Source organism: Pseudomonas sp. Root401, from assembly GCF_001425105.1.
In the GTDB taxonomy this organism is placed as follows: domain Bacteria; phylum Pseudomonadota; class Gammaproteobacteria; order Pseudomonadales; family Pseudomonadaceae; genus Aquipseudomonas; species Aquipseudomonas brassicacearum.
The window spans coordinates 40,602-65,681 of sequence record NZ_LMDO01000006.1 but is presented as its reverse complement, the minus strand read 5'-3'; the positions used below and the strand labels follow the sequence as shown (position 1 = coordinate 65,681).

At 61.8% G+C, this 25,080-nt stretch carries 13 protein-coding genes; 6 read left to right on the top strand and 7 right to left on the bottom strand.

Annotation, left to right across the window (positions count from 1 at the left end):
- Positions 1 to 92: 92 nt before the first annotated feature.
- Complete coding sequence (putA, locus tag ASC85_RS06575; RefSeq protein WP_057448710.1) at positions 93 to 4,046, bottom strand: trifunctional transcriptional regulator/proline dehydrogenase/L-glutamate gamma-semialdehyde dehydrogenase; 3,954 nt, start codon at positions 4,044 to 4,046, stop codon at positions 93 to 95.
- A 462-nt stretch (positions 4,047 to 4,508) separates the two neighbouring features.
- Between putA and putP the strand changes: the two genes are divergently transcribed.
- Positions 4,509 to 5,993, top strand: coding sequence for a sodium/proline symporter PutP (gene putP / locus ASC85_RS06570; RefSeq protein ID WP_057448709.1), 1,485 nt, complete (start codon positions 4,509 to 4,511; stop codon positions 5,991 to 5,993).
- Positions 5,994 to 6,081: 88 nt separating this feature from the next.
- On the opposite strand, the gene ASC85_RS06565 is transcribed toward putP, so the two are convergent.
- Complete coding sequence (locus tag ASC85_RS06565; protein ID WP_057448708.1) at positions 6,082 to 6,576, bottom strand: DUF2165 family protein; 495 nt, start codon at positions 6,574 to 6,576, stop codon at positions 6,082 to 6,084.
- 266 nt (positions 6,577 to 6,842) lie between these two features.
- On the opposite strand from ASC85_RS06565, the gene ASC85_RS06560 reads away from it, so the two are divergent.
- From ASC85_RS06560 to ASC85_RS06550, 3 genes are all read left to right on the top strand, one after another.
- A complete protein-coding gene (locus tag ASC85_RS06560; protein WP_057448707.1) occupies positions 6,843 to 8,900 on the top strand; it encodes a type VI secretion system Vgr family protein in 2,058 nt (685 codons plus the stop codon).
- Entirely contained in the window at positions 8,897 to 9,628 is a 732-nt protein-coding gene (locus ASC85_RS06555; RefSeq protein ID WP_057448706.1) for a DUF4123 domain-containing protein, read from the top strand. The genes ASC85_RS06560 and ASC85_RS06555 overlap by 4 nt, the downstream gene beginning before the upstream one ends.
- Before the next feature lie 81 nt (positions 9,629 to 9,709).
- The gene (locus ASC85_RS06550; protein ID WP_003197086.1) at positions 9,710 to 10,549 is read left to right on the top strand and encodes a 23S rRNA (adenine(2030)-N(6))-methyltransferase RlmJ; all 840 of its coding nucleotides are present in this window, start codon (positions 9,710 to 9,712) and stop codon (positions 10,547 to 10,549) included.
- Positions 10,550 to 10,767: 218 nt separating this feature from the next.
- On the opposite strand, the gene msrA is transcribed toward ASC85_RS06550, so the two are convergent.
- The 5 genes from msrA to aceE form a co-directional block, all read right to left on the bottom strand.
- Positions 10,768 to 11,415 carry a peptide-methionine (S)-S-oxide reductase MsrA gene (gene msrA / locus ASC85_RS06545; RefSeq protein WP_057448765.1) on the bottom strand — a complete coding sequence of 216 codons (648 nt, stop codon included), beginning with the start codon at positions 11,413 to 11,415 and terminating at the stop codon, positions 10,768 to 10,770.
- 118 nt (positions 11,416 to 11,533) lie between these two features.
- On the bottom strand, positions 11,534 to 14,227 hold the full coding sequence (locus tag ASC85_RS06540) for a putative bifunctional diguanylate cyclase/phosphodiesterase (protein ID WP_057448705.1): 2,694 nt from the start codon (positions 14,225 to 14,227) through the stop codon (positions 11,534 to 11,536).
- 182 nt (positions 14,228 to 14,409) lie between these two features.
- Entirely contained in the window at positions 14,410 to 15,801 is a 1,392-nt protein-coding gene (locus ASC85_RS06535; protein ID WP_057448704.1) for an alkaline phosphatase D family protein, read from the bottom strand.
- Between the two features lie 429 nt (positions 15,802 to 16,230).
- Positions 16,231 to 17,865, bottom strand: coding sequence for a dihydrolipoyllysine-residue acetyltransferase (gene aceF / locus ASC85_RS06530; RefSeq protein ID WP_057448703.1), 1,635 nt, complete (start codon positions 17,863 to 17,865; stop codon positions 16,231 to 16,233).
- Positions 17,866 to 17,876: 11 nt separating this feature from the next.
- The gene (gene aceE, locus ASC85_RS06525) at positions 17,877 to 20,522 is read right to left on the bottom strand and encodes a pyruvate dehydrogenase (acetyl-transferring), homodimeric type (RefSeq protein WP_057448702.1); all 2,646 of its coding nucleotides are present in this window, start codon (positions 20,520 to 20,522) and stop codon (positions 17,877 to 17,879) included.
- 382 nt (positions 20,523 to 20,904) lie between these two features.
- On the opposite strand from aceE, the gene glnE reads away from it, so the two are divergent.
- Together glnE and waaF are read left to right on the top strand one after the other, a co-directional pair.
- Positions 20,905 to 23,862, top strand: a complete 2,958-nt coding sequence (glnE, locus tag ASC85_RS06520) for a bifunctional [glutamate--ammonia ligase]-adenylyl-L-tyrosine phosphorylase/[glutamate--ammonia-ligase] adenylyltransferase (protein WP_057448701.1) — start codon at positions 20,905 to 20,907, stop codon at positions 23,860 to 23,862.
- 182 nt (positions 23,863 to 24,044) lie between these two features.
- Positions 24,045 to 25,079 carry a lipopolysaccharide heptosyltransferase II gene (gene waaF, locus ASC85_RS06515; protein ID WP_057448700.1) on the top strand — a complete coding sequence of 345 codons (1,035 nt, stop codon included), beginning with the start codon at positions 24,045 to 24,047 and terminating at the stop codon, positions 25,077 to 25,079.
- Position 25,080 lies beyond the last annotated feature (1 nt).

Sequence of the window (25,080 nt, the reverse complement as noted above, 5' to 3'; positions counted from 1 at the left end):
CTGGATCGCGAGCAAGCTTTGCTCCCACAAAGTTCGCTCCCACAGGGATTCGATTGCCAGGCACCCATTGCAGGTGCCTGGTCTACAGCGGTTTAGCCGATAGTCATCAGGCTGGCGTTACCACCCGCCGCGGCGGTGTTGACGCTCAAGGCCCGCTCGATCACCAGGCGCTCCAGCGCCACGCTGGTTTCGCCTTGGGACAGGCCGTGGACCCCGACGATGGCACCGGTGCGCTTGGCCACCTGCTGGCAAACGCCGCGCAGTTGATCCGAATCGCCGTGGTGCAGGACCGCGTCGAACAGCACCTCGTCCTTGTTCCAGTCGGCAACCCGTTGGATGCGTGCCTGAATCTCCTTCGGCAAGCGTGCGAACAAGGCCTTGCTGGTATCGGTTTCCGGCCACACGGCCGAGCCACCCACGGCCAGTACGGCCGCCAGTTGTGTCAGCAGGTCGCCTTCCACGTCGGCCAGGCACAACACGTGCTCGCGCGGCAGAATGGCGTAGCTGTTGCGCTCGCCAGTCGGGCCGGTCAGGGTCCGGGTAATACCGCTTTGCGACTGGGCCGCGAACTGCACGCACAGGGCGCTCAGCTCGGCGAGCTTCTGGCTGTCGGCCCAGGCTTGCAGCGCGGTCAGCGGTTTGCTCATGGCGTCGCGCAAACGCAGGTCCGGCGCGGTGAGGGCATCGCCACGGACGAAGGATTGCTGGATCGCATCGGTAGGACGGGTCGACAGCAGGCGGTACAGGTACAGCGGACCACCGGCCTTGGGACCGGTGCCCGACAGGCCTTCGCCGCCAAACGGCTGCACACCGACCACGGCACCGACAATGTTGCGGTTCACGTAGACGTTGCCCGCATGCACATTGTCGATGACCTTGGCGATGGTCTCGTCGATGCGCGTGTGCACGCCCAGGGTCAGGCCGTAGCCGGAAGCGTTGATCTGGTTGATCAACTGATCCAGCTCCTTGCGCTTGTAGCGGACCACGTGCAGCACCGGGCCGAAGATTTCGCGCTGCAGCTCGTCGAAGCTTTCCAGCTCGATCAGGGTTGGCATGACAAAGGTGCCGCGCTTGCACTCGTCGCTGTCGGCGATTGCCATCTGGTACACGGTGCGACCTTTGTCGCGCATGGCCTGGATGTGTTTCTCGATGCCGGCCTTGGCTTCGGCGTCGATCACCGGGCCGATGTCCACGGACAGACGCTCAGGGTTGCCGAGGCGCGATTCGGCCATGGCGCCCTTGAGCATTTCGATGACGCGGTCGGCGGAATCTTCCTGCAGGCACAGGACCCGCAGGGCCGAGCAACGCTGGCCGGCACTGTCGAAGGCCGACGACACCACGTCGATGACCACTTGTTCGGTCAGCGCCGAGGAGTCGACGATCATGGCGTTCTGGCCGCCGGTTTCGGCGATCAGCGGGATCGGACGGCCCTGGTTGTCCAGGCGACCGGCGATGTTGCGTTGCAGCAGGCGCGCGACTTCGGTGGAGCCGGTGAACATGACGCCTTTGACTCGCTCGTCACCCACCAGGCGGGCGCCGACGGTTTCGCCGCGACCCGGCAGCAGTTGCAGCACGCCTTCCGGAATGCCGGCTTCGAGCATCAGGCGCACAGCCTGGGCAGCCACCAATGGCGTCTGCTCGGCGGGCTTGGCCAAGACCGGGTTGCCGGCGGCCAGGGCAGCGGCGACCTGGCCGCTGAAAATCGCCAGCGGGAAGTTCCACGGGCTGATGCAGACCACCGGACCCAGTGGGCGGTGGGCATCGTTGGTGAAATCGTTGCGCGCCTGCACCGCGTAGTAGCGCAGGAAATCCACGGCTTCACGCACTTCGGCAATGGCGTTGGCGAAGGTCTTGCCGGCTTCGCGGGCCAGCAGGCCCATCAGCGGCTGGATCTCGCCTTCCATCAGGTCGGCGGCACGTTCGAGGATCGCGGCGCGCTCGGCTGGCGGCGTGGCTTGCCAGATCGGTGCGGCGTTGAGGGCGCACTGGATGGCGTTGTCGACGTCGGCGACCGTGGCTTCCTGCACATGGCCAACCACGTCGCGATGATCGGACGGGTTCAGTACGGGAGCCGGGGTTTCTTCACTGGCGGCACAGCCGAGCATCGGCACGGCTTTCCAATCGTTATGGGCAGTGGCAAGCAGGGCGCAGGACAGCGACGCCAAACGATGTTCGTTGGCCAGGTCGATGCCGCTGGAGTTGGCGCGGTCGCTGCCATACAGGTCGCGCGGCAGTGGGATGCGCGGGTGCGGCAGGCCGAAACCGCCTTCCAGCGTCGCCATTTGCTCGATGCTGGCCACTGGATCGGCCACCAGCTCCTGAATCGAGATGGACTGGTCGGCGATACGGTTGACGAACGAAGTGTTCGCGCCGTTTTCCAGCAGGCGACGTACCAGGTACGCCAGCAGTGTTTCGTGAGTGCCGACCGGTGCGTACACACGGCACGGACGGTTCAGCTTGCCTTCGGAAACCTTGCCTACAACCTGTTCGTACAGTGGTTCACCCATGCCGTGCAGGCATTGGAATTCGTACTGGCCCGGGTAATAGTTCTGACCGGCGATGTGGTAGATGGCTGCCAGGGTATGGGCGTTGTGCGTGGCGAACTGTGGGTAGATGACTTCTGGCACCGACAGCAACTTGCGGGCGCAAGCGATGTAGGACACGTCGGTGTACACCTTGCGGGTATAGACCGGATAGCCTTCCAGGCCTTCGACCTGGGCGCGCTTGATCTCGCTGTCCCAGTACGCGCCTTTTACCAGGCGAATCATCAACCGGTGGCGGCTGCGGCGGGCCAGGTCGATGACGTAGTCGATCACGTACGGGCAACGTTTCTGGTAGGCCTGGATCACGAAACCGATGCCGTTCCAGCCGGTCAGTTGCGGCTCGAAGCACAGGCGCTCCAGCAGATCCAGCGACAGTTCGAGGCGGTCGGCCTCTTCGGCGTCGATGTTCAGGCCGATGTCGTATTGCTTGGCCAGCAGGGTCAGCGACAGCAGGCGCGGGTACAGCTCGTCCATGACGCGCTCGTACTGGGCGCGGCTGTAACGCGGGTGCAAGGCGGACAGCTTGATGGAAATGCCCGGGCCTTCATAAATCCCACGACCGTGGGAGGCTTTGCCGATCGAATGGATGGCTTGTTCGTACGAGGCCAGGTACTTCTGGGCGTCATGTTCGGTGAGTGCGGCCTCACCCAGCATGTCGTAGGAATAGCGGAAGCCCTTGGATTCGAACTTGCTCGCGTTGGCCAGGGCTTCGGCGATGGTTTCGCCGGTGACGAACTGTTCGCCCATCAGGCGCATGGCCATGTCGACGCCCTTGCGGATCATCGGCTCGCCGCTCTTGCCGATGATGCGGCTCAGGGAAGAGGTCAGGCCTGCTTCGTTATGGGTGGCGACCAGCTTGCCGGTCAGCAGCAGGCCCCAAGTGGCGGCGTTGACGAACAGCGACGGGCTGTTGCCCAGGTGTGGCTGCCAGTTGCCGGTGCTGATCTTGTCGCGGATCAGCGCGTCACGGGTGCCTTTGTCCGGGATGCGCAGCAGCGCCTCGGCCAGGCACATTAGTGCTACACCTTCCTGGGACGACAGGGAAAATTCCTGCAGCAAACCCTGAACGATACCGGCACGGCCGCCGGCACTTTTCTGGTTACGCAGTTTTTCCGCAATCGAAGCAGCCAGCTTGTTAGTGGCTTCAGCCATTTGCGCCGGCAGGCGGGCCTGCTCGATCAGCATCGGCACCACTTCGGGTTCCGGGCGACGGTAGGCGGCGGTGATGGAGGCGCGCAGCACCGATTGCGGCAGGATGCTCTCGGCAAATTCGAGGAAGCACTGGTGAGCATGGTCGACCTGCACGTCGCCGGCATCATCGCTGTCGGTGCGAGGTGAACCGTTCAGCTCGGTCAGGGTTGCACCACCCTCGAGTTTTTCCAGGTAATTGAAAATTGCCTGCTTGATCAGCCAGTGCGGCGTGCGATCAATCGAGGTTGCGGCCGCCTTGAGGCGTTCGCGGGTCGGGTCATCGAGTTTGACCCCAAGGGTGGTGGTAGCCATATTTTTATCCTCATGTTTACCACGTATCGCGTGGCATCAGCTGGCGGCAAGATTAGCTGCGGGATGATTGAGGTGCAACCGGGTGCAACCCTTTTTTTCTCGAAATGACAGGCAGCTCATCCGGAAGCAAATGTTGCCCCTTAAATCCTGCACCGGCTTAGTGCTTTGGCTTCTAGCTGAGTGCTGGGAACTGCACTAAAAGGGAGCAAAAAACACAGATTTTGCGATAAAACCGATCAGGTGCAACTTATTCGAGCGAAACTGGTTGCACCTTATTTGATTTGTTGAATAGCATTCGCGGCCAAGGTGCAACCGGTTCACAACCGAGGGGCATCGGCTGATGGCTTTCCTGGGGAAACATCAGTCATAAATTCGCGGGACTGCAAATCGTCGCTACAACGTCTGCGTTGTCGACGCTTTAAACTGCCACCGCTACATAAAAACAAAGCCAGGGCGTAACTCATGAGTGTAAGTAATCCCACCTTGATCACTTTCGTGATCTATATCGCAGCCATGGTCCTGATCGGTCTGATGGCTTACCGCTCCACCAACAACCTTTCCGATTACATCCTGGGCGGTCGTAGCCTGGGCAGCGTCGTGACGGCACTGTCTGCCGGTGCTTCCGACATGAGCGGCTGGTTGTTGATGGGTTTGCCCGGTGCAATCTACATGTCCGGCCTGTCGGAAAGCTGGATCGCCATCGGCCTGATCGCCGGTGCCTACCTGAACTGGTTGTTCGTGGCCGGTCGTCTGCGGGTACAGACCGAGCACAACGGTGACGCACTGACGCTGCCGGACTACTTCTCCAGCCGTTTCGAAGACAAGAGCGGCGTGCTGCGGATCATCTCCGCCGTTGTGATCCTGGTGTTCTTCACCATCTACTGCGCTTCCGGCATTGTGGCCGGCGCCCGTCTGTTCGAAAGCACCTTCGGCATGTCCTACGAGACGGCACTGTGGGCCGGTGCCGCAGCGACCATTGCCTACACCTTCGTCGGTGGTTTCCTGGCCGTGAGCTGGACCGACACCGTACAAGCCACCCTGATGATCTTCGCGTTGATCCTCACGCCGATCATCGTGCTGCTGGCTACCGGTGGTGTGGACACTACGTTCCTGGCCATCGAAGCAAAAGATCCTACGTCGTTCGACATGCTGAAAAACACCACCTTCATCGGCGTGATCTCGCTGATGGGCTGGGGCCTGGGCTACTTCGGTCAACCGCACATCCTGGCGCGCTTCATGGCGGCGGATTCGGTCAAGTCGATCGCCAAGGCGCGTCGCATTTCCATGACCTGGATGATCCTCTGCCTGGGCGGCACCGTGGCTGTCGGCTTCTTCGGTATCGCTTACTTCTCGGCGCACCCTGACGTGGCCGGTCCGGTGACCGAAAACCCTGAGCGCGTGTTCATCGAGCTGGCGAAGATCCTGTTCAACCCATGGGTTGCCGGTGTGTTGCTGTCGGCGATCCTGGCGGCGGTCATGAGTACCCTGAGCTGTCAGTTGCTGGTGTGCTCCAGCGCCCTGACCGAAGACTTCTACAAGACTTTCCTGCGCAAGGGTGCTTCCCAGTTGGAACTGGTCTGGGTCGGCCGCGCCATGGTGCTGCTGGTGGCGTTGATCGCCATCGCCCTGGCCGCCAACCCGGAAAACCGTGTACTGGGCCTGGTGAGCTACGCCTGGGCCGGTTTCGGTGCCGCCTTCGGCCCGGTTGTCCTGATCTCCGTGATCTGGAAGAACATGACCCGCAATGGCGCGCTCGCCGGTATCCTGGTGGGTGCAATCACCGTGATCGTCTGGAAGCATTTCGCCTTGCTGGGCCTGTACGAAATCATCCCGGGCTTCATCTTCGCCAGCCTGGCCATCTACATTGTCAGCAAGATGGGCGCGCCTACCGCGGGTATGCTGCAGCGCTTCGACGCGGCGGAAAAAGATTTTCGCCTGAACCAGTAAGGCCTTCGGCGAGGCCTCGATGGCTCGCAGGACGACTTGCATAAAAACGGCCCGTCTCCAATGGAGGCGGGCCGTTTTTTTCATGGGCTCAGTCCGGGTTGGCGTCAGGCTGGTTGAGAAAGATCAACACGCCCAGGATCGCCATATAGAACCTGAACGCAGCGTCCTGGCCATTCCAGATTTCTGATTGCCACATCAGGAACCACTCGCCGCCGACGACCATGAAACCAAAGAACCAGACGAAGAAACCCACCGTCAGACCGGCAACGGCCCAGCGCTTGGCGCGGGCGAAAACCGCGGCCTCGGCCTGGCGTGCCAGCCACAGCTCCAGTGCGCCGTAGCCCAGCAACCCTGCCGTCATCGCTTCGCCGAGAATAATCAGCCAATAGGCCCCGTGCCACATCCACGGTTGATCGATGGCCCGATACCGGGCGGCATTGTCGGGAAAGGTGGTATCCATACTCAGTACGTGATGGACGAAGTTGAAGTTGGAGCTGTAGTCCGTGATGTTATTGAACACGGTCAGGAAGGCGAATGCGGCGAGCGCCAGGGTCATTGCGATTTTTGCGTAACGTGACGTCATGCCGTGCGTCCTTTGCTTTTTGCGACCGTGGCACGTTAACACGCCCACCACAGCCCAGAAATCGGCGACCTTGCAAGAAACGGCTGATTCATACGTAGGACGGTTGCGGTTGGTCGCGACACCTCAAATGTCTATCGGAAAATGCATCACGCTTTGCGGCTTTTGGCTTCTTGGATGTAGGGCAAATCTGTTTTTCCTGACCGCCAATCCACTCCCCCTATCGCTCGTGCAGAATCGCCCGCTTCCATTTCGCAGAGGCACATCGGATGTTCCCGCCTGCCAACCAACCGCGTTTCACGCTGACACTCGACAGCGGCCCGAATGAACTCAAGGTGCTCGAGTTCAAGGGCAAGGAAGCCATCAGCCAGCCCTATCGCTTTGACCTGGAACTGGTCAGCGATCGGTCTGACCTGGCGCTGGAAGAGCTCCTGCATCGCCAGGCATTTCTGGGGTTCGATGATTGGGGCAGTGGCGTACACGGTCAGGTCTATGGCGTGGCCCAGGGGGATTCGGGCAAACGCCTGACTCGTTATCAGATCAGCCTGGTGCCTCGCCTGGCCTACTTGCGCCATCGCATCAACCAGCGGATTTTCCAGCACCTGAGCGTGCCCGATATCGTCGCCCGGGTGTTGAAGGAGCACGGGATCCTCGCGGATGCCTGCCAGTTCACGCTTGGCGGGCAATACCCCGAGCGCGAGTATTGTGTGCAGTATGGCGAAAGCGACCTGGCCTTCATCGAGCGGATCTGCGCCGAAGTCGGCATCCATTATCACTTCAGGCATCGCCCTGATGGTCATCTGCTGGTGTTCGGTGACGACCAGACGGTGTTTCCCCGCCTGCCTGAGTCGACGCTATACCTGCCGGACAGCGGCATGGCCGCCGCCGAGCCGGCCATCAAGCGCCTGGCGGTGCGACTCCAGACCCGTACCACTGCCGTGACGTTGCGCGATTACGACTTCCGCAGGCCCGGTTTGTTACTGCAAACCCAACTCGACAATCGACAGCGCCCTGTGCTCGAGGACTATCACTATCCCGGCGGTTTCTGTGCCCGTGACGACGGCAAGCATCTGACCCGGCGCGCCCTTGAGCGCCACGGCGCCGACCACTGCGTGGCAGAAGGCGGCAGCGATGAAAGCGCCTTCGTCAGCGGACACTTCATGCGGATCAAGGAACATCCCCGAGAGCCGTGGAATGATCTCTGGCTCCTGACGCAGATCGACCATCATGGCCGCCAACCGCAGGTGCTGGAAGAAACAGCCGCTGCCGGCCCGGATGAGTTCCTGGGCTACAAAAATACCTTTCTCGCCACGCCATGGGACGTGTTCTTTCGGCCACCCCTGCATCACGAAAAGCCCCGTGCCCATGGTTATCAGTCGGCGGTGGTGACCGGGCCGGTAGACAGCGAGATCCATTGCGATGAGTTCGGACGGGTCAAGGTGCAACTGGTCTGGGATCGCGACGGTCAATGCGATGAGCATTCAAGCTGCTGGCTGCGCGTGGCCTCCGGTTGGGCCCACGATCGCTATGGCGCAGTGATGATTCCCCGGGTCGGGATGGAAGTCCTGGTGGGGTTCATCGATGGCGACGTGGACAAGCCGTTGGTCGTCGGGTGCCTGCCCAACGGCGCCAACCCGGTGCCGCTGGACCTGCCTGCGGACAAGACCCGCAGCGTGTTGCGCAGCCAGAGCAGCCCGGGCGGGGGAGGCTACAACGAATTGCGCATCGAGGATCGCAAGGGCGCCGAGGAGATCTACCTGCGGGCCCAGCGCAACTGGACCCAGCATGTGCTGCATGACCAGCGGGTGCAGGTCGATCACGAGCGCAGCATCGTTGTCGCCGGTACGGCACGGCACGAGCTCAAGGCCGATGAGCAGCGCCTTACCCACGGTCAGCGCCGGGCAGAAGTGCGGCAGGACGATCATCTGCTGGTGAGCGGCGAGCGGCATATTCGTGTCACCAGCCAGGTCCTGAGTGCCAGCCAGCAGTTTCATGTCAGCGCCGGCCAGCAAGTGGTCTTGGACGGGGGCGCGAGCGTGACCCTTCAGGCCGGCGGCCATTGGATCAACATCGGCGCTGGCGGGATTTCCAGCAGTGTACCCATCGAGGTCGGTGGGGCGCCGATGGCGGTCATGAGCGCGGCGTCCAGCTCTCCAGGCAGCGCCGAGAAGCTGGTCGCTGCGGTGGCGCCTGTGCTTTCCATTGCGCAGATCCTCAGCTTCCAAGGCTCGGCGCCGTTCTGCGAGGAGTGTGAGCGTTGCAGAAACGGTGCCTGCGCAGCGCCGCCGGTCTTTCACAAACCTGTCGATCTCCGGGGGCGTGCATGAACAGCGATCAATCTCCTCGCGCCTGGCTTGAGGATTACCCCTTGCAGGCCTCCGAGCAACTTTTCGCCATTTTCAGCAATGCCAGTAGCGCCGGGGCGTTGTCGGCCTGGAGGCGTTCGATGAGCTCGACAGCCAGCCCGATCTGGGCCGATACGCCATATGCCGAGTGGGAAGCGGTCATGCCCTATGTAGGGCTTGTCAGCGCAGACAGTGAGTTGCTTGATTGGATCGCCGCCACCGACGCCCTCGATTGGGGTTGGCTGGCGGTTTCGTGTGTGAGCCAGGAAAACCTTGCCGAACACTTGCGAGGGCTCACACAGGTACTGTTGCCCGATGGCAAGCCGGTCTTCCTGCGTTTTTGGGATGGGCGCTTCATGCGGTCGATCCTGCAATCGACGGAGGTTGAGGCCGGGCAACTCTTGCCGGTCATCAAGCGCTGCCTGATCAACGGGAAATCCCTTGAGGTCGTGGGGAATGCCCAGCGGCCGGCCCAGGCTTTTCCCTGGTGGCAAGTGCCCGTCGCGCTGTTGGACGCAATGGCCGAGGGCCCGACGGACTGTCTGCTGGACAACGTGCTCACTTGGCTGGGTGAGGAGCATCCGTATGTGTTCGAGCGGGTCGACGGCAGCATCCTGCGCTGCAAAATTGCCCACTTTCTTGAGCGATCGGCAGCGGTTGAGGCGAAAATGGCGCCATTGCAGGCGTATTTGCTGCGAGAGCTGGGCTGATGGTGGCCTGTCCGCTGGGCTGCGAACCCCTGACGTCCGACGCGCTTCAAGGTAAACTCGTCGCCCTTCGCAGGAGCCGCCATGAATTATCGTCACGCCTTCCACGCCGGCAATCACGCCGATGTGTTCAAACACCTGACCTTGACCCGCCTCATCGCCTTGATGTCGCGCAAGGAGCAGCCCTTCGCCTACCTTGATACCCACGCGGGCATCGGGCTGTACGACTTGCAGGGTGACCAGGCCAACCGTACCGGTGAGTACCTGGAAGGCATTGCGCGGTTGTGGGGCGAGAGCGATCTGCCGCCGCTGACCGCCGATTACATGAAGGTGCTGCACGAGATGAACCCGGATGGGCAACTGCGCTACTACCCGGGCTCGCCGGAGTTGGCGCGGCGTCTGACCCGTTCGCAGGACCGTGTGCTGCTCAATGAGAAACACCCTGAAGACGGCGTGTTGCTCAAGGACAACATGAAAGGTGACCGTCGCGTGGCGGTCCACCTGGGTGAGGGCTGGCATGTGCCGCGGGCGCTGCTGCCGGTAGCAGAGAAGCGTGCCCTGATGCTGATCGATCCGCCCTTCGAACAGCTGGACGAGATGCAGCGCTGCGCCGCCTCCCTCAAGGAGGCCATTGGCCGGATGCGCCAGACGGTGGCCGCGATCTGGTATCCGGTGAAGGACCAGCGGATGTTGCGCCGCTTCTACCAGGACCTGGCCGGCACGGGCGCGCCGAAGCTGTTGCGGGTGGAACTGCTGGTGCACCCATTGGCGACGCCCAACAGCCTGAACGGCTCCGGCCTGGCGATTGCCAATCCGCCGTGGGGGCTGGAGGAAGAGTTGCGTGAACTGCTGCCGTGGCTGTCGAAGAAGCTGGGGCAGACCCAGGGTGGGTGGCAGATGGATTGGTTGATCGCTGAGAGCTGAGTTTTGCTGGCGCCTGGAAGGGCGCTATCGCGAGCAGGCTCGCTCCCACCGGAGGTGCGGAGTGTTCACGGAACTGCAACTGCCACAGGTCCCTGTGGGAGCCAAGCTTGCTCGCGATGACGGTGGTTCAGCTGCATTGATGTTGAATGTGCCGCCGCATCGCGGGCAAGCCTTGCTCCCACAAGCTCAGCTCCCACACTGGGGCTGGGGTGTAAAAGTCAGATCGGGCAGGTCACGCCCGTACCGCCAATCCCGCAATAGCCTTCAGGGTTTTTCGCCAAGTACTGCTGGTGGTAGGCCTCGGCGAAGTAGAACGTCGGTGCTTCTTCGATTTCGGTCGTGATGGTGCCTTTGCCGGCCTTGGTCAACTCGGCCTGGAATACTTGCTCGCTGTGTTTGGCCGCCGCCAGTTGAGCCGGGTTGGTGGCATAGATCACCGAACGGTACTGGGTGCCGATGTCATTCCCCTGGCGCATGCCCTGGGTCGGGTTGTGCAGTTCCCAGAACATTTTCAGAAGCTGCTCGTAGCTGACTTTTGTCGGTTCATAGACCACCAGTACCACTTCACTGTGGCCGGTCAGGCCCGAACAGACTTCTTCATACGTCGGGTTCGGTGTGAAGCCGCCGGCGTAACCCACCGCTGTACTGACCACGCCTTCGCGCTGCCAGAACTTGCGCTCTGCACCCCAGAAGCAGCCGAGGCCGAAGATCGCGAAATCCACGTCCATGGCAAACGGGCCCAGCAGCGGCGCGTCGAGGACGAAGTGTTTTTCCGGCACGGTCATTGGCGTTTCACGGCCAGGCAGGGCTTGTTCTTGAGTAGGGAGCACGTTTTTGTTCACCAGGATTTCCGAGCGCAAGACCATCATCAGTCCTCTCAGTCAGATTGAGTTGAGCCAAATAGACCGTCAGTGTGCCCAATGCCGATTCGTTAAGAAAGCGACAACCGTGGCGAGGGGATAGACGTAGGGGTGGCTACGGCCGTCAGACGAGCGGCCCGCGGGGGTAGCGCTTGAGCTTTTCGATCAGCTCGGCGCCGGGGATCGGCCGGTCGAACAGGTAGCCCTGACCGACATCACAGCGGTGGCGCCGCAGAAACGCCAGTTGCTGGGCGGTTTCGATGCCTTCGGCCACGACCTTGAGTTTCAGGTTGTGGGCCATGGCGATCACCGCCGAGGTGATTTCCATGTCGTCCTGGTTGTCCGGGATTTCGTGGATGAAGCTGCGATCGATCTTGATGATGTCGATCGGGAATTTCTTCAGGTAGCTCAGGGACGAATAACCGGTACCGAAGTCGTCCATGGCCAGGGTCAGCCCCAGGCGCTTGAGCTGGTCGAGCTGCAAGTGGGTGTCTTCGGTGGCTTCCAGCAACAGGCCTTCGGTCAGCTCCAGTTCCAGCAGCCGGGCCGGCAGTTGTTCCTCCTTGAGGATGCTGGCGATGGAGGCGACCAGGTCCGGGTCGGAAAACTGCTTGGGTGACAGATTGATCGCCACTTGCAGGTTACCCAGGCCGGCTGCGGTCAGCTGTTTGCTCATGCGGCAAGCCTGGCGGGCGATCCATTTGCCGATGGGGATGATCAGCCCGGTTTCTTCGGCCACGCTGATGAACTGGTCCGGACGGATCATGCCCTTTTCCGGATGGTTCCAGCGCAGCAACGCCTCCATGCCCAACAGGCGACCGCTGCGCAGGCACAACTTGGGCTGGTAGAACACGTCCAGTTCGTTCTGGGTCAAGGCGCGGCGCAGGTTGTTTTCGACGAATAGCTTATAGCTGGCCTCGGCATTCAGTGCTTCGGTGAACACCTGGACCTGGTGCTTGCCGTTGGCCTTGGCCTTGTGCAGGGCGAGGCCGGCGTTGCGCATCAGGGTCTGCGGATCGCGGCCGTGCAGCGGCGCGCAGGCCAGGCCGACGGAGCCGGTCACGCTGATCAACTGGTTATCGACGAACATCGGCTTGTCGAGGGTCATCAGCAACTGACTGGCGATCTGCTGCCCGGCTTCCAGGCTCGTGTCGTCCAGCAGGACCGCGAATTCGTTACTGGCAAATCGCGCCAGGCTGCCGCTGGGGCTCAAGCTGTTGCGCAGGCGCCGGGCCAGGCTGATCAGCAGTTTGTCACCGGTCTGGTGGCCGAGGCTGTCGTTGATGCGCTTGAAGTTGTCGATGTCCACCAGCAGCAGGCTGATGGGCGAATCACTGTCCCGGGCGAAGCGTTCATCGAGGTTGCGAATGAACGCCGGACGGTTGCCCAGGTTGGTCAGGTTGTCGGTGTACGCCAGGCGCTCGATGCGCTGCTGAGCCAACTTGGTCTGGGTGATGTCTTCGTAGATGCCGATGTAGTGGGTCAGTTCGCGGTTATCGCCGTAGACCTTGGAAATCGACAACTGGCCCCAGTAGGGCTCCAGGTTCTTGCGCCGACTCTTGAACTCACCCTGCCAACTGTTGCTCTGGGCCAGCGCCGAGGGTGCGTCGAACAGCAGTTCGCTGAGGTTCTCCAGAGCCGGCAGCTCCGAGAGGCGTTGGCCGTGGACTTCCTCGGTGGTGTACTGGGTGATCGCGGTGAAGCTTGGGTTGACGTACTCCACCACACCGTCGCAATTGACCAGCAGGAACGCGTTGGCGCTCTGCTCCACGGCGCGCTGGAACAAGTGCAGGGCGCTGGTGGCGGTGCGTCGGTTGTGGTTGTTGATGACCTGGGCGAACTGGTCCGCCAGCTCGCCGGCAAAGGCGATTTCATCCGACTGCCAGGCGCGGGTGACGCCCACTTGCTCCAGGCACAGCACGCCCACCACCTGGCCGTCGATACGCACGCTGGCGTCGAGAATGGCATTGACGTCACGGGCGCGCAGGCTCTCGGCCATTTCCCGGGTGCGCGGGTCGCGCATCGCATTGTGGGCGTCAATGGCGCGGCAGGTCTGCAGCGCCTCCATGTAGTCGGGAAAGTCGTTGGCATCGATCACCGCTGGCAGGAAATACGCCTGGGACGCGCGGTTGTAGGCGGAGATCGGTACCAGTTTGCCATCCTCCAGGTTCCAGAGGCTGGCGCAGTCGATCTGGTAGATGTCGCAGGCGCTGCGGGTGATGAGTTCGGCGGCTTCGAGCAGGGAGTTGTTGGCACTGTAGCGTTGACGGGTCAGCAGCAGGATCAGGTCCTGTTGGGCGCGTACCCGGTCCAGGTGCTGGAGCTGCTCTTGCTGGGCGCGCTGGTTCAGTTCCAGGGCGATCTGCAGGCGTGAATTCTGGGTTTCCAGGTCCAGGGCCGGCATAGAGGGTTCGCCCTGCAACAAATTGTCCACCGCCAGCAGGTAACCGCGCAGCAGATGACGATTGTGTTGCTTATAGGCTTCACCCGTCTCCAGCACGTTCATCGGGCCCTTGGCGGTATGGAGCGTGTAGCGAATCTGGTAATGCGCGGCCTGGGCCAATTGTTGCTGGATGGCGTCATGCAACTGATAGCGTGCTTCAGGTTCCATCAAGCTGGCGTAGGGCGCACTGACCAGCGAGCACAGCTCTACCGCTGGCAGGCCGAAGTATCGCTCGCAGTTGGGATCGAGGAACAACAGCGCCCAGCTTGCTTCATTCAGCCGTTCGAAACGCAGCATACCGAGCCGCGAGGGCACCGGTAACTGCGTCACTACCTCGGCCGCCATACGGCTGGCGGCATCGGGTTGGCTTTTCATGGGGAAACTCGCTTCGAAAATGCTGATCGCGCCGGGCTGACGCCCTCGTTATTACGGATTGGCGCAAGGTTGCATCATTGCGGCACTGGCTGACAAGAGAGATGAAGGCCAAGTGCTATAAACCTTTTATCGGCCGACGAGAGGATTTCTCCAGTCGCCGACCGATCAGGGGGCGTGGAAGATCATTGCAGTGGGATATCGACGGTCTGCAAAGGGTTGCCGTCCCGGTCGTGGAAGGTGACTTGAAGGCTCTGGGCCGTGATATGCAGGCGGGCGAAGTTGTCCTGGCTCACCACTTTGCTGGTCAGTTCATAGCGGTACTCGCCGCTTGGGGTGCGGGCCAGGGGCCTGTGGAAAATAAAATCCGAAGCTTTTGCAAAAGGCAGCAATTTACTGTTGTAGAACGGCGAGGAAACGACGGTGTTGACCTCGAAATCAGGATCCTCGCTGTGACGCAGGCGGCTGGTCATGGAGCCGTGGACATCGCCCGAGACGAAAACCACGTTTTTGATCCGATGGCGGCGTATGGTTTCCAGCAAGCGCAGGCGTTGTTCCGGGAAGGCCTGCCAGGCGTCGCCGTCATCGTGGTTGCTGTCAGGGAAGAACATGACGCTGGTCACGACGAGTTTGACCCGGGCGGGGCTGTCGATGAGCCATTGGAGCAGGGACTGTTCCTGTTCCTCGTCGAGGATGCGCCGGTCATTCGCCGACAGGTTGCGTTGTGTCCGGCTGTCGGTGACGAACCATTGGATATCGCCGTGGGTGAAGGTGTACCAGTAGCGGGTTAACGACTTGTTCAATGTTCCGTCGCTCGACAGTTCATGGGCGGGCCCGTGGCTGGCCTGATAAAGCCCATAAGCGGCCATGGCATTGGCGTATAGAACATCGTCGTTAGCGGTTTGCCTGGCGGGCCAGTTGTCTTCGATCTCATGGTCGTCAAGGATCATGTAGGTCGGGACGCCAGACATCAGTTTCCGGATATGTGGCTGGCTAAATACCGACCGGTATCTGAAAAGAATATTCTGATAGGTTTGGTCCGGTCCGATGACATTCAGGTCATCCAGATAAACCTGGTCGCCGGTCATCAATACCGCGCTGATCGGTGGGTCGGCCTGCGCCACGATGCGGTTGATGCCGGCAAAGGTGCGGTCCCCAAGCCCCGGTAGCAACGGGGTGCCGGCGGCGATTCGCAAGTAGCGACAAGAGCCCACGATATAAGCGCGTGGTGCGTCGGTTTTACTGGCCGGCGTGCGTAAACAGTAGGTGTTCCCGGGCCATTGCAGCGGCAGTTCCTGGACGGTTTCCACGGTATGGGTCGGGCTCAGGGGGCTGAACCAGCCGGCCTGGTATTCGTAGGCGGTATCGGGTTGAAGGTCTTTCAACACGATGACATCGGACATGTCGCGGTAGGCCTTCAATTGGACAAAATGCCCTTTCGACCAGCGTGTATCGCCTTGGCGCCGGTGGCGAATACCGGCGAATACCCGGTTGTTGCCGCGATCGCCGCGCAGGAATATCCGGGTGTGGTCCGTTGTCGTGTGGCCGACAATGGGGCCAACGGTAGGTTTGAACATATTCGAATCCATTCGAAGTTTCAGTAGTGGGGGCAAACATCAAGTCGCCTTGGCGGTCTTGATGCTAAAGCCCGGCGCGCCATAAATATCGATAGGGAAGGGGGCGCAGGTTGTGGGTAATGACTAACAGGGGGTGTAGTCATTTAAAACTTGCGGGGTAGGAAAATGCCGGGGTTGCCTGACAGACCGCCATCGCGAGCAGGCTCGCTCCCACAGGGGGAGAGATGCCAGTTTAAAGTGCTGTGCAGCGCCAAAAATCTATTGTGGGAGCGAGCCTGCTCGCGATGGGGCCGGCACAGCCAACATCCATGCACCTGGCCTGAATTCCAGGCAAAAAAAGCCCCGCCAAACGGACGGGGTTGAGGTACGAGCGTGGCGCTCGGAAAACAGTGCTCCGAATGGCCCTCCGCAAGGGAGGGCCGCCCGGTGTTACAGCAGGATGGTGCGGATGTCGCCCAGCAGGTCGCTCAGGCGCTTGGTGAAGCGTGCAGCGGCGGCGCCGTTGATCACACGGTGATCGTAGGACAGCGACAGTGGCAGCATCAGCTTCGGCTGGAAGGCTTTACCGTCCCAGACAGGCTGGATGGTGGCCTTGGAAACACCCAGGATCGCCACTTCCGGCGCGTTGACGATCGGCGTGAAGCCGGTGCCGCCAATGTGCCCGAGGCTGGAGATGGTGAAGCAGGCGCCTTGCATGTCGTCGGCGGTGAGCTTCTTATTCCGGGCTTTTTCGGCCAGGGCAGCGGCTTCGGCAGCCAGTTGCAGCAGGCTCTTCTGGTCGACGTTACGGATGACCGGTACCAGCAGGCCTTCCGGGGTGTCGACGGCAAAGCCGATGTGCACGTATTTCTTGCGGATCACAGCCTTGCCGCTTGGGGCCAGGGAGGCGTTGAAGTCCGGCAGTTCCTTGAGCAGGTGCGCACAGGCCTTGAGCAGCAGGGGCAGCACGGTCAGCTTGACGCCGGCCTTTTCCGCCACGGCTTTCTGCGCGACGCGGAAAGCTTCCAGCTCGGTGATGTCGGCCTGGTCGAACTGAGTCACGTGCGGAATGTTCAGCCAGCTGCGGTGCAGGCTCGACGCGCCGATCTGCATCAGGCGAGTCATGGCCACTTCTTCGGTTTCGCCGAAGCGGCTGAAGTCCACTGCCGGGATCGGCGGAATGCCCGAGCCGCCAGTGGCGCCTTCGGCCGGTGCGTTCTTGGCCTTCTGCATCATGGCCTTGACGTAGGCTTGCACGTCTTCTTTCAGGACACGACCGTGAGGACCGCTTGGGCCGACGGCGGACAGCTCGACACCGAATTCACGGGCCAACTGACGCACCGCAGGGCCGGCGTGCACCTTGGCACCGCTTGGCGCAGGCGCGGCGGCAACCGGAGCAGCCTCGGCCTTGGCGGCTGGCGCGGCAGCCGGAGCCGGAGCGGCTTCAGCTTTGGCGGCAGGCGCAGCGGCTTGGGCGGGCGCGGCAGGTGCGGCGGCACCGGCTACTTTCAGCTTGAGGATGAAATCGCCTGTGCCCACTTCATCTTCCAGCTTGACCGCGATGCTTTCCACCACGCCGGCAGCCGGCGATGGGATTTCCATGCTGGCCTTGTCGGATTCCAGGGTGATCAGCGACTGGTCGGCTTCGACGGTGTCGCCAACCTTGACCAGCACTTCGATGATCTTGGCCTTGCCCGACGAGCCGATGTCCGGGACATGAATGTCCTGGACCGTGGCAGCGGCAGGCGCGGCAGCTGGCGCGGGAGCCGCTTCAGCAGCCGGTGCGGCGGCAGGCTTTTCAGCCGCGGCCGGGGCAGCGGCAGGGGCGGGTGCTTCAGGCGTCGCAGCGGCGCCCTCGACTTCCAGCTCCAGCAGTTCGTCGCCTTCTTTCAGGCGGTCGCCCAGCTTCACTTTCAGGCTCTTGATGACACCGGCCTTCGGCGCAGGCACTTCCATGCTGGCCTTGTCCGATTCAAGCGTCAGGATGCTCTGGTCGGCTTCGATACGGTCGCCGACCTTCACAAACAGTTCAATTACTTCACCTTCACCGCTGCCGATGTCAGGTACGCGAATGAGTTCGCTCACGAAAATTCTCCTCAGCAGTCCAGTGGGTTGCGTTTTTCTGGATCGATGCCGAACTTGACGATGGCCTCGGCCACCACCTTGGGTTCGATATCGCCACGGTCAGCCAGGGCTTCCAGGGCTGCCAACACAACGAACTTACGGTCGACTTCGAAGAAGTGACGCAGCTTCTTGCGGCTGTCGCTACGGCCGAAACCGTCGGTGCCCAGCACTTTGAATTCCTTGGATGGAACCCACTGGCGGATCTGCTCGGCGAACAGCTTCATGTAGTCGGTAGAGGCGATGACCGGACCTTTGCGGCCGTTCAGGCATTCTTCGACGTAGCTCAGCTTTGGCTTCTGGCCAGGGTGCAGGCGGTTGCTGCGCTCTACGGCCAGGCCGTCGCGACGCAGTTCGTTGAAGCTGGTGACGCTCCAGACGTCGGCGCCGACGTTGAACTCTTCACGCAGGATCTTCGCTGCCTCACGCACTTCGCGCAGGATGGTGCCCGAGCCCATCAACTGGACGTGGTGTGCCGCTTCGCGGGTGTCTTCCTCGAGCAGGTACATGCCCTTGACGATGCCTGCCTCGACACCGGCCGGCATGGCTGGCTGCTGGTAGGACTCGTTCATCACGGTGATGTAGTAGAAGACGTCCTGTTGCTCTTCGGTCATCTTCTTCATGCCGTCCTGGATGATCACCGCCAGCTCGTAGCCGTAGGTCGGATCATAGGTGCGGCAGTTCGGGATGGTCCCGGCCAGCATGTGGCTGTGGCCGTCTTCGTGCTGCAGGCCCTCACCGTTCAGCGTGGTCCGGCCCGCGGTACCTCCGATCAGGAAGCCGCGGGTACGGCTGTCGCCGGCCGCCCAGGCCAGGTCGCCGATACGCTGGAAGCCGAACATCGAGTAGAAGATGTAGAACGGCAGCATCGGCTGGTTGTGGCTGGAGTACGAAGTACCGGCGGCAATGAAGGAGCTCATGGCGCCCGCTTCGTTGATGCCTTCTTCGAGAATCTGGCCCTTCTTGTCTTCGCGGTAGAACATCACCTGGTCTTTATCGACTGGCTCGTAGAGCTGGCCGACGGACGAGTAGATGCCCAGCTGGCGGAACATGCCTTCCATACCGAAGGTACGGGCTTCGTCCGGGATGATCGGAACGATGCGCTGGCCGATTTCCTTGTCCTTGACCAGTTGCGCGAGGATCCGCACGAAGGCCATGGTGGTGGAGATTTCACGGTCGCCCGAGCCGTCCAGGATCGCCTTGAGGGTCTCCAGTGGTGGGGTCGGAACGCTGAAGCTCTTGGCGCGACGCTGCGGCACGAAACCGCCCAGTGCGGCACGGCGCTCGGCCAGGTAGCGGGCTTCGGCGCTGCCTTCTTCGGGCTTGAAGAACGGCAGGTTTTCCAGCTCGCTGTCCTTGACCGGAATGTCGAAGCGGTCGCGGAACAGCTTCAGGCTGTCGACATCGACCTTCTTGGTGTTGTGCGCGGTGTTCTTCGCTTCGCCGGCACCGGTGCCATAACCCTTGATGGTCTTGGCCAGGATGACGGTTGGCTGCTCTTTGTGGTTGACCGCTTCGTGGTACGCCGCGTAGACCTTGTACGGGTCGTGGCCGCCACGGTTGAGTTTCCAGATCTCGTCGTCGGACAAGTCGGCAACCATCGCCTTGAGTTCAGGCGTGTTGAAGAAGTGCTCACGGACGAACGCGCCGTCCTTGGCCTTGTAGTTCTGGTACTCGCCGTCGATGACTTCGTCCATGCGACGTTGCAGGATGCCGTCGACGTCCTTGGCCAGCAGTGGGTCCCAGAAACGGCCCCAGATGACTTTGTTGACGTTCCACTGGGCGCCACGGAACACGCCTTCGAGTTCCTGGATGATCTTGCCGTTGCCGCGAACCGGGCCGTCGAGGCGCTGCAGGTTGCAGTTGATGACGAAGATCAGGTTGTCCAGCTTCTCGCGGCCGGCCAGGGAGATCGCGCCCAGGGATTCCGGCTCGTCGCACTCGCCATCACCCATGAAGCACCAGACTTTCTGCTTGCCTGGCTGGATGAAGCCACGGGCTTCCAGGTACTTCATGAAGCGCGCCTGGTAGATCGCCTGGATCGGGCCCAGGCCCATGGACACGGTCGGGAACTGCCAGAACTCCGGCATCAGCCAAGGGTGCGGGTACGAAGACAGACCGTTGCCGTCCACTTCCTGACGGAAGTTGTTCATCTGGTCTTCGGAGATGCGGCCTTCCATGAACGCACGGGCGTAGACGCCTGGCGATGCGTGACCCTGGAAGTAGATCAGGTCGCCGCCGTGTTCGTCGGTCGGGGCCTGGAAGAAGTAGTTGAAGCCGATGTCATACAGCGTCGCGCTGGAGGCGAAGCTGGAGATGTGACCGCCCAGGTCAGAATCTTTCAGGTTGGTACGCATGACCATGGCCAACGCGTTCCAGCGTACCAGCGAGCGAATGCGGCGTTCCATGAACAGGTCGCCAGGCATGCGTGCTTCGTGGGTAACGGGGATCGTGTTGCGGTACGGCGTGGTGATGGCGTAGGGCAGTTGCGAACCGCTGCGGGTTGCGAGTTCGCCCATACGGGTCATCAGATAATGAGCACGGTCTTCGCCTTCTTTGTCGAGAACCGATTCCAGGGCGTCCAGCCATTCCTGGGTTTCGACGGGATCGAGGTCTTGCATGGCTTGCTCCAGGGCGGAAAGGCTACCAGAATCGGTTGCCTGAGTTTGCGACTGGCCTTGTGGGCAGACGATATAAATTCTTGGATTGCCGAAGGTTGTTTCGGCGGCGTGTAGTTTTACTACAAATCGTCGACCGTTTCAGCCTTTCGAATGTATAGACGAGTAGTAAAACTACACATGAGCGGCTTATGGCCCCTCGTTTCGTTGTGAGAATAATCGTTACTGTTGGTCTTTAGCCAACACGAACAGGTAAAAACTTGATGCCGGCTGCCAATAAAATCAGATTTTCAGCTATTTATCATCTTTGTTCGACAGTCGATCAGGTAGTGTCTTTCGAAAAAACACTACATCCAGCCTCTCCCGCGCCGATCAAGGATAGACCATGAGCCTGCCCTCGCTTGTCCAAGTACCGGCCATTCTCCAGTCATTGGTCAGTCGTGCCGAGCAGTCGTTCCGTGCGGTGGTCGCCTTGCTCGACGACGATCACGGGCTATCGGCCTGGACCCCGCAGCGCTGGGAGGCGTTCAACCGTATTGCCGCCGCCAGCGACTTTGTCATCGAGCAGAGTCTCCGTGACCCGGTGATGCTGCTGGAGCTGGTGCGCAGCGGCGAACTGGACCGCAGCCTGGCGCCCGGAGAAATGTGCGCGCAGATCGGTGCCGCCGTGCAGGCCGCCGAGACTGAAGAAGAACTGGGCCGCGTCCTGCGCCGCCAGCGCACCCGCCAGCAGGTACGGATCATCTGGCGCGACCTGACCCGCCAGGCCGACCTGGTCCAGACCTGCCGCGACCTCTCGGACATGGCCGACACCTGCATCGACCAGGCCTATCAATGGTTGTACCAGCGCCTCAGCCAGCAATTCGGCATACCCACCGGTCGGCGCAGCGGCGAGCCGCAGCAGATGGTCATCCTGGGCATGGGCAAGCTGGGTGCCGTGGAGCTGAACCTGTCGTCGGACATCGACCTGATCTTCGCCTACCCCGAGGGCGGCGAAACCGTGGGCGTCAAGCGACCGCTGGATAACCAGGAATTTTTCATCCGCGTCGGCCAGCGCCTGATCAAGGCCCTGGACCCGATGACTGTCGACGGTTTTGTGTTCCGCGTCGACATGCGCTTGCGCCCCTATGGCTCGGCCGGGGCGCTGGTGCTGAGCTTCAATGCCCTGGAACAGTATTACCAGGACCAGGGCCGCGACTGGGAACGCTACGCCATGATCAAGGCGCGCGTGGTGGCGGGTGACCAGGTGGCGGGTGCTCAATTGCTCGACATGCTGCGCCCGTTCGTCTATCGCCGTTACCTGGATTTTTCCGCCATCGAAGCGCTGCGCACCATGAAGCAACTGATCCAGCAGGAGGTGCGGCGCAAGGGCATGGCCGACAACATCAAGCTGGGCTCGGGTGGCATTCGTGAGGTGGAGTTCATTGCCCAGGCGTTCCAGTTGATCCACGGCGGTCGCGACCTGAGCTTGCAGCAGCGTCCGCTGCTCAAGGTGCTGGGGATTCTGGAAGGCCAGGGCTATCTGCCGGCCAAGGTGATCGACGAGCTGCGCCAAGGCTACGAATTCCTGCGTTATACCGAACATGCGATCCAGGCGATTGCCGACCGCCAGACCCAGATGTTGCCGGACAACCCGCAGGACCAGGCGCGCATTGCGTTCATGCTGGGTTTTGCCGACTGGTCGGCCTTTCACGAGCAATTAATGTACTGGCGCGGGCGTGTGGCCTGGCATTTCGGCCAGGTCATCGCCGACCCGGATGAAGAGGCGGGTGGCGAAAGCGAAGTGGTGGTGGGCGGCGAATGGTTGCCGTTGTGGGAAGACAGCCAGGATGAAGAGGCGGCGTGTCGTCAGTTGGAAGAGGGCGGCTTCGTCGATGCACCCAAAGCCCTCAAGGCCTTGGCCGCCCTGCGCGGCAGCCCGCAACTGCGCGCCATGCAGCGCCTGGGGCGCGAGCGCCTGGATGCTTTCATTCCACGCCTGCTGGCCCAGGCCGTGGAACATGCCGATCCGGACCTGGTGCTGGAGCGGGTGCTGCCCTTGGTCGAGGCGGTAGCCCGCCGTTCGGCCTACCTGGTGCTGTTGACGGAAAACCCCGGCGCCCTGCGTCGTTTGCTGACGTTGTGCGCGGCGAGCCCGTGGATTGCTGAACAAATCACCCGTTTCCCCTTGTTGCTCGATGAATTGCTCAACGAGGGCCGGCTGTTCAAGCCGCCCTTGGCGCCGGAGTTGGCGGCGGAGTTGCGTGAGCGTCTGACGCGCATCCCCGAGGATGACCTTGAGCAACAAATGGAGGCGCTGCGGCATTTCAAGCTGGCGCACCGCCTGCGGGTGGCCGCCTCGGAAATCGCCGGCAGCCTGCCGCTGATGAAAGTCAGCGATTACCTGACCTGGCTGGCCGAGGCGATTCTCGAACAAGTGCTGGCCCTGGCCTGGCGCCAGACGACCGCCAAGCACGGCGTGCCATTGCGCACCGATGGGAGCCTGTGCGATCCGGGCTTCATTATTGTCGGTTATGGGAAAGTCGGTGGCCTGGAGTTGGGGCATGGTTCCGATCTGGATCTGGTGTTCATCCACGATGGCGACCCACACGCGGAAACCGACGGTCCCAAACCCATCGACGGTGCACAGTTCTTCACCCGACTCGGCCAGCGGATCATTCACCTGCTGACTGCCCAGACCAACTCCGGGCAGTTGTATGAAGTGGACATGCGCCTGCGGCCATCCGGGGCGTCGGGGTTGCTGGTCAGTTCCCTCGGGGCGTTTGCCCGTTACCAGGAGAACGAAGCCTGGACCTGGGAGCATCAGGCGTTGGTACGGGCGCGGGTGCTGGTGGGCAGCCAGGACGTGGGCCAGGCGTTCGAGAAGGTCCGCGTCCAGGTGCTGGGACGCAAGCGTGACTTGCCGACGCTGCGCCAGGAGGTCAGCGAGATGCGCGCCAAGATGCGCGACAACCTTGGCAGCAAGGCCACCGCCGCCGGGACCGCGCCGAATGCCTTCGAGGCCACGGCGCCCTTCGACCTCAAGCAGGATGCCGGAGGTATCGTCGATATTGAATTTATGGTGCAATACGCGGCCCTGGCGTGGTCCGAGGAACACCCGTCGCTGGTGCGCTACACCGATAACATCCGCATTCTGGACGGGTTGCAGGAGGTTGGGCTGATGCCGGCCGAAGATGCCACGCTATTGCGCGAAGCCTACAAAGCCTACCGCTCCGCCGCTCACCGCCAGGCCTTGCAGAAAGATGCCGGGGTGATCGCAGGCGACCAGTTCGTGGATGAGCGTCGGCAGGTACTGCGGATCTGGCGGGAGTTGGGCCTGGGGAGCAAGGCTTGCCCGCGATGAAAACGCCGCGGTCTCTTGAGGACCGCAGCGCCTGGATCGCGAGCAAGCTTTGCTCCCACACAGCTCGCTCCCACCGTTGATGGGTGGGGTGTTGTAGATTAGGGCAACAGGCAACGACCTAAGCCACAGTGATTCTCGAGGCGGGGAGGCGTAGGCCTCCCCGTATCGTTTTTGGAAAGCACATGAATATTCTGATCGTTGGGCCCAGCTGGGTCGGTGACATGGTGATGGCGCAGACACTGTTCCAGAGCCTGAAACAGCGTCATCCACAGTGCGAAATCGACGTCCTGGCCCCCGAGTGGAGCCGGCCGATCCTTGAGCGCATGCCCGAGGTACGCAAGGCCTTGAGCTTCCCGCTCGGCCACGGCGTGCTGGAGCTGGCGACCCGCCGGCGCATTGGCAAATCCCTGGCCGGTCAGTACGACCAGGCGATCCTGTTGCCCAATTCGATGAAATCGGCACTGGTGCCGTTCTTCGCTGGCATCCCCAAGCGCACCGGCTGGCGAGGCGAGTTTCGCTACGGCCTGCTCAACGACGTGCGCACGCTGGACAAAGAACGTTATCCGCTGATGATCGAGCGCTTCATGGCCCTGGCCTACGAGCCTGGGGTCGAGCTGCCCAAACCGTATCCACGGCCTAGCCTGCAGATCGACCCGGTCACCCGCGAAGCGGCGCTGGCCAAGTTCGGCCTGAGCCTGGACCGTCCTGTATTGGCCCTGTGTCCGGGGGCCGAGTTCGGTGAGTCCAAGCGCTGGCCGGCCGAGCATTACGCCCAGGTTGCCGAGGCGAAGATTCGCGAAGGCTGGCAGGTCTGGCTGTTCGGCTCGAAAAAAGATCATCCGGTGGGCGAAGACATCCGTTCGCGGCTGATCCCGGGCCTTCGGGAAGAATCAGTAAACCTCAGCGGCGACACCTCCCTGGCCGAGGCCATCGATCTGTTGTCCTGCGCCGATTCGGTGGTCTCCAACGACTCCGGCCTGATGCACGTGGCCGCGGCCCTTAACCGCCCATTGGTGGCGGTCTACGGTTCCACCTCGCCGGGCTTTACGCCACCGCTGGCCGACAAGGTCGAAGTCGTGCGCCTGGGCATCGAATGCAGTCCGTGCTTCGATCGCACCTGTCGCTTCGGTCATTACAATTGCCTGCGCCAGCTCATGCCGTCGTCGGTGAGCGAGGCCCTGGAGCGTCTGCAGGGCTCACCCGTGGAGGTTCGGTAAC